6 protein-coding genes are annotated in these 11,400 nt (G+C 60.3%); 2 read left to right on the top strand and 4 right to left on the bottom strand.

What is annotated here, in order from left to right:
* Positions 1-1,205: 1,205 nt before the first annotated feature.
* Together ACY65G_RS15125 and ACY65G_RS15120 are read left to right on the top strand one after the other, a co-directional pair.
* Positions 1,206-1,988, top strand: a complete 783-nt coding sequence (locus ACY65G_RS15125) for an FtsZ/tubulin family protein (RefSeq protein WP_464998146.1) — start codon at positions 1,206-1,208, stop codon at positions 1,986-1,988.
* Between the two features lie 558 nt (positions 1,989-2,546).
* Complete coding sequence (locus ACY65G_RS15120; RefSeq protein ID WP_464998145.1) at positions 2,547-2,930, top strand: hypothetical protein; 384 nt, start codon at positions 2,547-2,549, stop codon at positions 2,928-2,930.
* A 348-nt stretch (positions 2,931-3,278) separates the two neighbouring features.
* On the opposite strand, the gene ACY65G_RS15115 is transcribed toward ACY65G_RS15120, so the two are convergent.
* The 4 genes from ACY65G_RS15115 to ACY65G_RS15100 form a co-directional block, all read right to left on the bottom strand.
* Complete coding sequence (locus tag ACY65G_RS15115; protein ID WP_130187564.1) at positions 3,279-4,382, bottom strand: ribonucleotide-diphosphate reductase subunit beta; 1,104 nt, start codon at positions 4,380-4,382, stop codon at positions 3,279-3,281.
* A 99-nt stretch (positions 4,383-4,481) separates the two neighbouring features.
* The gene (locus ACY65G_RS15110; RefSeq protein WP_464998144.1) at positions 4,482-7,427 is read right to left on the bottom strand and encodes a ribonucleoside-diphosphate reductase subunit alpha; all 2,946 of its coding nucleotides are present in this window, start codon (positions 7,425-7,427) and stop codon (positions 4,482-4,484) included.
* Between the two features lie 773 nt (positions 7,428-8,200).
* A complete protein-coding gene (locus ACY65G_RS15105; RefSeq protein WP_464998143.1) occupies positions 8,201-9,700 on the bottom strand; it encodes a sigma-54-dependent transcriptional regulator in 1,500 nt (499 codons plus the stop codon).
* Positions 9,697-11,358 (bottom strand): two-component system sensor histidine kinase NtrB, encoded by a 1,662-nt coding sequence (locus tag ACY65G_RS15100; RefSeq protein ID WP_464998374.1) that lies wholly within the window; start codon positions 11,356-11,358, stop codon positions 9,697-9,699. Before ACY65G_RS15100 ends, ACY65G_RS15105 begins: the two co-directional genes overlap by 4 nt.
* Positions 11,359-11,400: the final 42 nt, after the last annotated feature.

Genomic DNA, 11,400 nt, shown 5'->3' with positions numbered 1-11,400 from the left:
AAAGACTAACGCAGAAGTTTTCGACTTGCTCGGAATCTCGCAACCAGTCAAAAAGCTACTCTTCATGTTATTTTTGCATATGGCTACTGAATAAAGAAACGTTTTGCAAAAGGACAGAACCTTGGAATTTATCGCCTGGTCGAGGCAGCTGGTATAGTCTTCCGGAATCTCTGCAGGAAGCACAACACCACCAGGCAGATCTTTCCGCTAGAAGAAAGATATAACGATTGACGGTATCAGAAGCGCGTCGGCTCAAGGAATTGTAGGCCGAGAGTGCCAAGCTGAAGAAACGCTAGCCGGGCAGTTACGGGCGATCGAAGGATTGAAGGTGATTGCCGGGAAAAAGTGGTGATCCTGGTAGCTAAAAGGCAAGCACTGGGATCCTGAGAAGCAAAGGTTTTCCGACGGTACCGCCTCCCGATTGCGGGGTAAGTTGACGCGTCGGCAATCATGAGTTCGAGTAGCTAAAAGGCATTAGGCTCTAGAAGCGAAGTTGGTTGAGGTGTCGAGCGGTTACCAGCGCTTTGGCCTCGACGTATCGCAGTGATGACGGGGACGGAGGTGAGCCGCATCTGGCGGCGGTGGAACAACTGAGATTGAATTCGCCCGGACGCCGATGTAATACGGTATCAAATTTCCTATTCTGACGATGCAGCAATCTGGCCCCCGGTGTGGAGTTCCCTGACAAAAAAGAGGATGTGACTGATTTCTGACGGAGAACGAAGCCGTAACATTATCGCCGGTTACAGTCGCTGCGCTGTTGCCCATCATCGGCAAGAGGCTAACGATGTCCATCATTCAAGGGATCACGTTTATGCTGAGCCTAGGCACACTAGCGCTTTGCACAGCCACAGAAATTAATGCATAGTTAGCAGGCTTTGCTTAAGCTGCGTGCTGCTGCCGAATCACATCGCCGTAGCGATAGTGAAAATGAAACCTCAGTTGATCGGCAAGCCCCTGCACTTGGCCGATCAGTTGCTCGCTAACTTATGGGTCTTTTCACGGTAGGAATCTTCGTCGCGACCTTCTATTCTGCCCCACGAACGATGCTCAAGAATTCGAACACTACGACATCCCTTATTTTCCAAATTTATATAATTCATAGCCGCAATGCCAAACTATATTCTCCATTTACAATCAAGCAAGATGTTTTTCAATGATTTTATTTTAAATAATAAGCTAAATTAATTGCGGAAGAAATCATAATGATCTGGCACCCGGAAAGCGACCCCACCCTTATCGCAAGCATATATTACCCGAATGGTAATATGGAATTGATTGAAGGATACAATTCACCAGATCGTCTAGTGGTCGTTACTGTTGAGTCCAATCAGCCTGTCAGCATAGACCAACTACTAGCGCCGGCTTTAAACAGGCCTGAGTATTGTTTGATACTTGGTGTAATAGGAGCCGGCGTCAGTGAGCAGGATATAATCCTGCTTGGCGCGAACCTTGATGCCTTGTTTATTGTCCCTGATGAGGCGATCCAACAGGTGGCGCGCAGCCTTGCACTTGCAGTGAGCACGCCTGGCGAACCAAACCAGGCATATTGTAGTGATTGGAATGAAATGCGCTCACTTGTAATAGGTTTTAATCAGGATGCCCGCAGTACAGGCCCCACCCGTATGGGTTTCGCCCGTGCGAACGGCTCGTACGCCGCAATGGAAGCAGTCAGCACAGCGCTTGAAAGAATCGGCAGCATTGCGAATTTCCGGACCCTGTGCTTACTGACAGGGCCGACGCGCTTCAAGGCTACCCAAGTCAACGAAGTCTTCACAGCGATCCGTACCCACGCGGGAGATGGCAACTATATGGCTGGTTTTCATATCGACTCGTCGATTCCACAGGACACGTTGCAGGTAGATATATTCGTATTTGGCCCCGCCGCGCGGCAATCCAGCTCGACTACAGACTCGCTCCCTCCCGACCTGAACACATATGACATCCCCACTTTCTTGAAAGCTACGAAAAGCCATAACTCTTGTTGACTTCTTTTCCTTCCTGAAGAAGGGAATCCTACCGCGCTATGGAAAACTGCGAGTCGCTTCGGCGGGTTTCCTGCTTCACGAAGGGGCTGACTGCGCATCTCGGTAGTCGTCCAGATAGTTATCGCGTAAATCGTAGTTAACATTCCGCAAAGATTAATTCACGTAGCGCGGCGCTCGTCGATTCGGTGATCGGCGCTCTGCTCACCCTCTCGGTAGATCAAATCTTTTTATAGCGAGCTGATTGCTATCGGAAATGCGGCTAAATTCACAGCGCCTGCCCAATGCACCTGGAACTTGGTGATCTAAAATTAACCAAAATTAGCCAAAATAGTCTGCTTCGCTCCAAATGGGGTGATCAACGACTAAATTCGGTCTAAAAAAGCTCGCCGTCTGTTCTTATTTTATCCATTTCAAACCAACGAAAGTCTTGAACAACCTTTTTTCAGCGCCGCGGTCCAATCTTTTAGACGCGTATAGAATGGAGCCGATCATGGATTACGAAGCAACCCAACTGATAAACTTTCCCGTCACTGATTCCTGGAACTTGAATTTTATTTAATGGACACACGTCCAGGCGTCAGACCGGATGCTTTTGTGGTGGAATTGGTGAAGCGATGGCTGCATACGGAAAACGAGCGGCTTGCATTGCGGCAGAATGGGCCTGCGTTGCGAGGCTTCCAATGGAAGAACCTTTTTATCCCCGATGGTACCAATCTGCGTACCAGCCATGGCGACACTGTCGATTTCGCCAAGGTTTGCGGCGACTGGATCATGTCGGATGACAGTGCGGTGTTGCCACCATTGCAGTTTGCCAATCGCCACTTGAAGGGGCGTAATGCCTGGCGCTTTGTCTGGCTGCGCTTCCCTGGCAAGGAGCACTGGTTGCGTGCCAGCGACTGCCGGGTGGGTATCGATAATCACCGTAATGGTGGACCTGAATAGACCGATACAGTCCAACGTGACCCATGCGATCGGTACCAGCGGTGCTGATTTAGACCGGTTTCTGACTTATGGAGGGCAATATCGATCCAAATCGCGTTCAAGAGGACGCTTTTAGCCCGATTTAGATCGTTCCAGCTCGTTCTAGAGCGAATTAGTCAGGTCCGGAAAAAAGCTGCTTGGTCTGCATGCGGGTTTCCCGCCGATCCCACGAGAAACATTATCCCGGAGCAGGAAACAACAATGGCCCGAGACGCCAGGAGAGATTGGCTTACAAGACCCATCTGTAGAAAGCAAAAAGGCCTGTCTCTCGACAGGCCTCCATGACCATCCTAGGGCTACGGGATGACATCAATCCCAGTTCAGCGCCCCACCCGTCTGGTACTCGGTCACGCGCGTCTCGAAGAAGTTACGTTCCTTCTTCAGATCGATCATCTCGCTCATCCACGGGAACGGGTTCTCGTCCTGGTCGAACATCGGCTCCAGGCCGATCTGCACGGCGCGGCGGTTGGCGATGAAGCGCAGGTAGCCCTTGAACATGGCTGCGTTCAGGCCCAGCACGCCGCGTGGCATCGTGTCTTCGGCGTAGCGGTATTCCAGTTCCACGGCTTCCTGGAACAGTGCCTTGATTTCGTCGCGGAACTGCGGAGTCCACAGCTGCGGGTTTTCCAGCTTGATCGTGTTGATCAGGTCGATGCCGAAATTGCAGTGCATCGATTCGTCGCGCAGGATGTACTGGTACTGCTCGGCGGCGCCCGTCATCTTGTTCTGGCGGCCCAGCGCCAGGATCTGCGTGAAGCCCACGTAGAAGAACAGGCCTTCCATCAGGCAGGCGAACACGATCAGCGATTTCAGCAGCGTCTGGTCGCTTTCGGTCGTGCCGGTCGTGAAGGCCGGGTCGGTCAGCGTGTCGATGAACGGGATCAGGAACTGGTCCTTGTCGCGGATCGACTTCACTTCGTTATAGGCGTTGAAGATTTCCTGCTCATCCAGGCCCAGCGATTCCACGATGTACTGGTAGGCATGCGTGTGGATCGCTTCCTCGAATGCCTGGCGCAGCAGGTACTGGCGGCATTCCGGGGCCGTGATGTGGCGGTAGGTGCCCAGCACGATGTTGTTCGCGGCCAGCGAGTCGGCCGTCACGAAGAAGCCCAGGTTGCGCTTGACCAGGCGGCGCTCGTCTTCCGACAGGCCGTTCGGGTTCTTCCACAGCTCGATGTCGCGCTGCATGTTCACTTCCTGCGGCATCCAGTGGTTGGCGCAACCGGCCAGGTACTTGTCCCATGCCCACTTGTACTTGAACGGCACCAGCTGGTTGACGTCCGTCTTGCCGTTGATGATGCGCTTGTCGTCGGCGTTGACGCGGTGCGAGATCTGCTCGGCGGTGGTTTCCGGCTCGACGGCACTGATTGCCGGAGCGGCGGGCTTCGCCACGTCATCTTCCCAGTTCAACATATTCTTGTTCCTTTGATCGGTCACGGGAACCGCCGCCATGAGGCGGCTCCCTTTTGGATTACAGATAGATGGCGACTCGGCAGGAGTCGCGCAAGGGTTTTACTGGCAGGCTTCGCACTCTTCGAAACCGGCGTCGCCCGGGCGCAGGTAGCAGGCAGCGCCTTCTTCCACCTGCTGCACCGTGTCCGGCGCGGCATGCGTCGGCACGGCGGTGCCGGCGGCGGCCGAGGCGGCAGGGGCGGCCGAAGAGCCGATGGCGGCCGGCGACACGGCGTTCAGCGCGCCCGTCTTCGACGTCGATTTCTCCATGTGCGAAGCGGCGATCGTGCGCAGGTAGTACGTGGTTTTCAGGCCGCGCAGCCATGCCAGCTTGTACGTTTCGTCCAGCTTCTTGCCCGAGGCGCCGGCCATGTAGATGTTCAGCGACTGGGCTTGGTCGATCCACTTCTGGCGGCGCGATGCGGCTTCCACCAGCCAGCTCGGCGACACTTCGAACGCCGTGGCGTAGATGTCGCGCAGGTCTTGCGGCACGCGGTCGATCTTGGTCAGCGAACCGTCGAAGTACTTCAGGTCGGCGATCATCACTTCATCCCACAGGTCACGGGCCTTCAGGTCGCGCACCAGGTAGCAGTTGATTTCGGTAAATTCGCCGGACAGGTTCGACTTCACGTACAGGTTCTGGAACGTGGGTTCGATGCAGGCCGACACGCCGATGATGTTCGAAATGGTCGCGGTCGGGGCGATCGCCACGCAGTTCGAGTTGCGCATGCCGAACTGCTTGATGCGTTCGCGCAGCGGCGTCCAGTCCATCGACGACGACATGTCCTGTTCCAGGTAGCCGCCGCGCTCTTCCGCCAGCAGTTTCACGGAATCCTGCGGCAGGATGCCGCGGTCCCACAGCGAACCCTTGTACGAAGCGTACTGGCCGCGCTCTTCGGCCAGCTCGGTCGACGCGTAGTAAGCGTAGTAGCACACCGCTTCCATCGACGTGTCGGCGAAGTCCACCGCCGCCTGCGAGGCGTACGGCACGCGCATCATGTGCAGGCAATCCTGGAAGCCCATCACGCCCATGCCCACCGGACGGTGGCGCATGTTCGCGTTGCGCGCCTTGTCGACGGCGTAGTAGTTGATGTCGATGACGTTGTCCAGCATGCGCATCGCGGTGCGGATCGTCTTTTGCAGCTTCACGTGATCGAGCTTGCCCTCTTTCATGTGGGCCGGCAGGTTCACGGAACCCAGGTTGCAGACGGCGATCTCGTCCGGGCCCGTGTTCAGCGTGATCTCGGTGCACAGGTTCGAGCTGTGGACCACGCCGACGTGCTGCTGCGGCGAACGGATGTTGCACGGATCCTTGAACGTGATCCACGGGTGGCCCGTTTCGAACAGCATCGACAGCATCTTGCGCCACAGGTCCAGCGCCTGGATCTTCTTGAACACGCGGATTTCGCCGCGGGCGGCCGCGGCTTCATAGCCGAGGTAGGCCTGCTCGAACGCCTTGCCCACTTTATCGTGGAGGTCCGGCGTTTCGGACGGCGAGAACAGCGTCCACTCGCCTTTTTCCATCACGCGCTTCATGAACATGTCGGGAATCCAGTTCGCCGTGTTCATGTCGTGCGTGCGGCGGCGGTCGTCGCCGGTGTTCTTGCGCAGGTCGAGGAATTCCTCGATGTCCATGTGCCACGTTTCCAGGTAGGCGCAGACGGCGCCCTTGCGCTTGCCGCCCTGGTTCACGGCCACGGCCGTGTCGTTGACCACTTTCAGGAACGGCACCACGCCCTGCGATTTGCCGTTGGTGCCCTTGATGTGGGCGCCCAGCGCGCGCACCGGCGTCCAGTCGTTGCCCAGGCCGCCGGCGAATTTCGCCAGCAGCGCGTTTTCCTTGATGGCGTCGTAGATGCCTTCCAAGTCGTCGGACACGGTGGTGAGGTAGCACGACGACAGCTGCGAGCGCAGCGTGCCCGAGTTGAACAGCGTCGGCGTCGACGACATGAAGTCGAACGAGGACAGCAGGTTGTAGAACTCGATCGCGCGGGCTTCGCGGTTTTCCTCGTTCAGCGCCAGGCCCATCGCCACGCGCATGTAGAACGCCTGCGGCATTTCGATGCGCACGTCGCGGATGTGCAGGAAGTAGCGGTCATACAGCGTTTGCAGGCCGATGTAGCCGAACTGCAGGTCGCGGTCGGCCACCAGGGCCTTGGCCAGCTTGGCCAGGTCGAACTCGGCCAGTTTCGGGTCCAGCAGCTCGGCCGTGATGCCCTTGGCGATGTATTGCGGGAAGTAGTCCACGTACGTCGCGGCAGCCTGCGCCTGCGGGGTTTCCTTGCCGAAGACTTCCCTGCGGATCACGTGCAGCAGGATGCGGGCCGTGACCTGCGAGTAGGCCGGGTCCTTTTCCATCAGCGCACGGGCAGCCAGGATGGCGGACTTGTACAGCTCTTCGACGGGCACGCCGTCATACAGGTTGCGGAACGTTTCGGACAGGATCGCATCCGCGTCCACGTGCTTTTCCAGGCCGGAGCAGGCAGCGTCGATCAGGTCGCGCACTTCCTGCACCACCAGTGGGCGGCGCTGGCCGTTTTCCGTCACGTGCAGTTCCGGTTCGGCGACGTCGGCGGTACCTGCGGCGGCCTTCTTGGCACGGCGCTCTTCCATCTGCTTGGCGCGGTACAACACGTAGGCCTTGGCCACGTCATGCTCGCCGGAGCGCATCAGCGCCAGTTCCACCTGGTCCTGCACGTCTTCGATGTGGAACGTGCCGCCGGAAGGCTGGCGGCGCACCAGGGCATTCACCACGTTGTTCGTCAGCTGTTCGGCCAGGTCGCGGATGCGCGCGGAAGCAGCGCCGGGGCCGCCCTGCACGGCCAGGAAGGCCTTCGTCATGGCGACATTGATCTTCGACGGCTCGAAGGCAACGACGGCGCCGTTGCGGCGGATGATGCGGTAGTCGCCCAGGGCGGCTGCCGTGGTCAGGCCGCTGGCCGGCTGCGCTGCGGCCGCTGGAACCTGCTGGGCCGATGGAGTGGTGATGTCTTGGTTGGATTGCATGTATGTACGCTCCCGATTAAGTGTTCGGAACAAATTCTGTTGCCATGGATGGGATCAAACCCAGGGATCAAGCCCGGCATGAAACTAAGATGAAAACTAAGAAGAACCTGAGATAAAACGGCAAAACCGGGCCCTCGAACAAATCGTCCGAATGACGCGCGGCTGCCGGGTTTTCGCCCGGTGGCTGATAGGTGGTGCAGGCTCAGGCGCCTCGCAGCGGACCCGGTTACCTGGTCATCACATGCACCGGGTACCAGACAGTTTCATCGAGAGGTTATCAACGGACTTATCAACCGGGTTATCAACCGATTTTGCCGAGTTACCCACCAAGTTATCCACCAAAGCACTAGATTTAGTGCACCACACAATCTATGACACTAATTGTAGTGAGCGCGATAGCTCGCGACAAGGACTATGACCGAAAATTCTTTGCCAGAATGACTAATAATTCAGTTGACTTTTCAGGGCCTCGATAAGACCGGGCTTTCTGGGTGAAGCAAGCGCTAACCTGTCAAATGTGTTAGGGAAGCACGATTGCTCGACGTCTGGTGTCTGACACTATTTTCCAGGCGTCTCACTTGGAAATAGTGTCAGACACCGGTTCTCCGGTGCAGATACCGGTTTCCCGTGCGCTGGCAAACACCGGTGTCCGACACCTTTTCCTGCGAAAAAAGTGTCCGACACCAGGCCCCTCATCTGCCGCCGACAGCACCGCGCCGCAACGAGGCCGGGCATTATAGCCGAGTTACCTCATCCATTCGGAGTGGCCCGGCTCAGCCTTCCGGCTCCTGGATCCCCAGTTTCTGCATCTGGTAGCGCAGCTGCCGGAAGCTGATGCCGAGCAGTTGCGCGGCCTGCGTGCGGTTGTATTGCGTCTGGTCGAGGGCGCGCACGATGATTTCGCGCTCCACCCGCTCGAGGTAGGCCGGCAGGTTCGAGGGCAGTATGGACAAATCGGGCAGCGGCGGCATCCGCTCGCCGGCCGGCGCAGTGGCGGATGAGAGCACCATCGTGGCACCCGGTGCCACGGGCACGGGCGCGGGTACTGACACTGGCACGGACGCCGGCGCCGCCGCGGGCGCTTCGGCCAGCCTGGCCCCCTTCAGCGCCAGGTCGGCCACATCGATCACGCCATCGTTGGAAAACGCCAGCGCGCGCTCCAGGATATTTTCCAGTTCGCGTACATTGCCGGGAAAACTGTAGCCGCGCAGTGCGTCGAGCACGCCCGGCCCCAGCGTGGCCGGCTGGCCGCCCGTGGCGGACAGGCGCGCCAGGATCGCCTCGATCAGTACCGGCAGGTCGTCGAGCCGCTCGCGCAACGGCGGCAGCGACAGCTCGATCACGTTCAGCCGATAGAACAGGTCCTGCCGGAACTTGCCCTGCTCAACGCAGCGGGCCAGGTCCTGGTGCGTGGCGCTGACGATGCGCACGTCCACCGGCTCCTCGGCGGTGGCGCCGATCTTGCGCACGCGCCGTTCCTGGATCGCGCGCAGCAGTTTCACCTGCATCGGCAATGGCAGGTCCGCCACTTCGTCGAGCATCAGCGTGCCGCCATTGGCCGCCTGGAAGAAGCCGTCGCGCTCGTCCGCCGCGCCGGTAAACGCGCCCTTGCGGTAGCCGAAGAACTCGGCCTCCATCAGCGCCTCGGGAATCGCGCCGCAATTGACGGCGATGAACGGCTTGTCGGCGCGCGCGCCCTGCGCGTGGATTTCGCGGGCCGCCAGTTCCTTGCCGGAGCCCGATTCGCCGGTGATCGCGATCGGCGCCATCGAGCGGGCCAGCCGGGCGATCTGCGCGCGCAGCGCCTGCATGGCCGCCGACTGCCCTTTCAGGCGGCTGTCCACCGGTTCCGCGCTCGGCACGGCGGGGCCGGACGGCACGTTCAGCTTCAATGCCGACTGCACCATCAGGCGCAGTTGGTCGAGCTGCAGCGGCTTCGTCACGTAATCGAACGCGCCGGCCTTCAGCGCCACCACGGCATTTTCCGCACTGCCGAACGCCGTTACCACCGCCACCGGCAGGTTGCGGCCGCTGGCGGCGATCTCGCGCACCAGGTCCAGGCCCAAGCCGTCCGGCAGGCGCATGTCGGTGAGCACCAGGTCATGGTCGTGGGCTGCCAGCAGTGCGCGGGCGCTTTTGAGGTCGGCGGCGCCGTCCACGTCCAGGCCCATCTTCAACAGCGTGATCTCCAGCAGTTCGCGCAGGTCGTCTTCATCGTCGACCACCAGCACACGAGGAGAAACGCGCGGGGCGCCTCGGGGTGAATTGCTCATGCTTTATTGTCCCGTGACAGGTGCGCGAACGTGATGACGAACCGGCCGGACGACACCGGCGCCGCCACCGGGCCGGCATCGAAGCGGTATTCGTAGTCCAGCATCGCGTCGTTGTTCAGGCACAGTTCCCGCGCCAGGTACAGGCCCAGGCCGGTGCCTTTCGACGACGTAGTGTAGAACGGTTCGAACAGGTGGGCCCGCACCTCCGTGGAAATGCCGGGGCCGTCGTCCTGCACGTGCAGCTCCGGCGGGCGGCCCTGCACCTGCACGACGAACAGCCGGATCGACGATGGCCGCTTGCTGGCATAGCGGATCGCGTTGCCGAGCAGGTTGAGGAGCACCTCGCGCAGGTGCAGCGGGTCGAAGCGCACGGTCACGTCGCTGACCCTGGCCGTGTCGAGCACGCGCGGATCGAGGCGGTGGATCTCGTCGAACTCCGCCTTCAGCTCGGCCACCAGCGCGGCCAGCGCCAGCGGCTCGCCCTGCACGTGCGCCTTGCGCGACAGTTGCAGGATGTCTTCGACCATCCGGTTCACGCGCGCGACGTTGTCGCCGATGATCTTCAGCAGCCGCGCATGCACCGGCGCGTTCAGGTCTTCGGCCAGCAGCGAGTTGGCATGGCCGATCGCCGACAGCGGGTTGCGCACCTCGTGGGCGATGCTGGCGGTGAGCCGGCCCATCGACGCCAGTTTCAGTTGCTGCGCCTGGTTTTCGATGGCCGTCACGTCCTGCAGGAAGAGCACGTTGCGCTCGGTGCCCAGTTCCATCGTGTCGGCGGCGGCGAAACGCACCTTCAGGTGGGCCGCCAGGTCGGCGCGCACGCTCCAGGCGGTCGTCAGCTCCTGCAGCGCCGGATCGGTATAGGGCTTGATCGTCACGTAGACGGTGTGCCGCGCCGCGTCGGCACGCCAGTCCTCGTAGGCCTGCGCGATGGGATGCAGCGACGGCAGCGCGCCCAGCCGCAGGCCCAGCGCACCGGACAGGCCCAGCATCTGAAGAGAGGCCGGGTTGCCGGCCAGCAGTTCGCCGTTCGGCCCCACCACCACGATCCCGTCGCCTGCCTGCGACATGACGAGGCGGTTGACGGCCTGCTGTACGCCGATCTCGATACCGCGCTGGACCGCCAGCTCTTCCTGGTTGATGAGCCGCGCCGCCATCCGGTTCACCACGAGCACGGCGGCGAAGAACGCCGCGCCATACAGGCCGGCCTGCAGCACGGCCATGTCGCCGTCGCCTTCCAGCGTGCGCCAGGTGCTCTCGGCCAGCATGTACAGCGATGCCAGCGCGGCCCAGAACAAGGCCAGCACGAGCGGCGCGAGGATGGCGCAGCCGGCCAGCGGGAACAGGTACAGGATGGCCAGCCCGCTGCGCACGCCGCCGGCCGCGGTGAACAACAGCGAGATGACGACGAGGTCGCAGGTGACCTGGGACAGCAGTTGCACCAGGAAACGGCGGCGCCACCAGGCGGCCGTCAGCGCGAACACGATCGCCAGGAACAGGTACGACGCGCACGTTTGCGCGTACAGGAAGTCGCCGGAGGCATGCAGGCCGCGGCCGTCGATGCTCAGATAGACCAGCAGCACGAGCGCGATGACGACGCGCGTGGCATTGAGCGTTTGCAGCGAACGCCAGAACGTGTCGCGGGCCGCGGGGGACAGTGCCGGCGGCGGGCTGGCCGCGGCGCCTGCATCGGCATCCGT

Source organism: Pseudoduganella sp. jia 12 (assembly GCF_055502675.1).
Note: the sequence above shows the minus strand (reverse complement) of the source record. Positions and strands in the feature narration are given on the sequence as shown.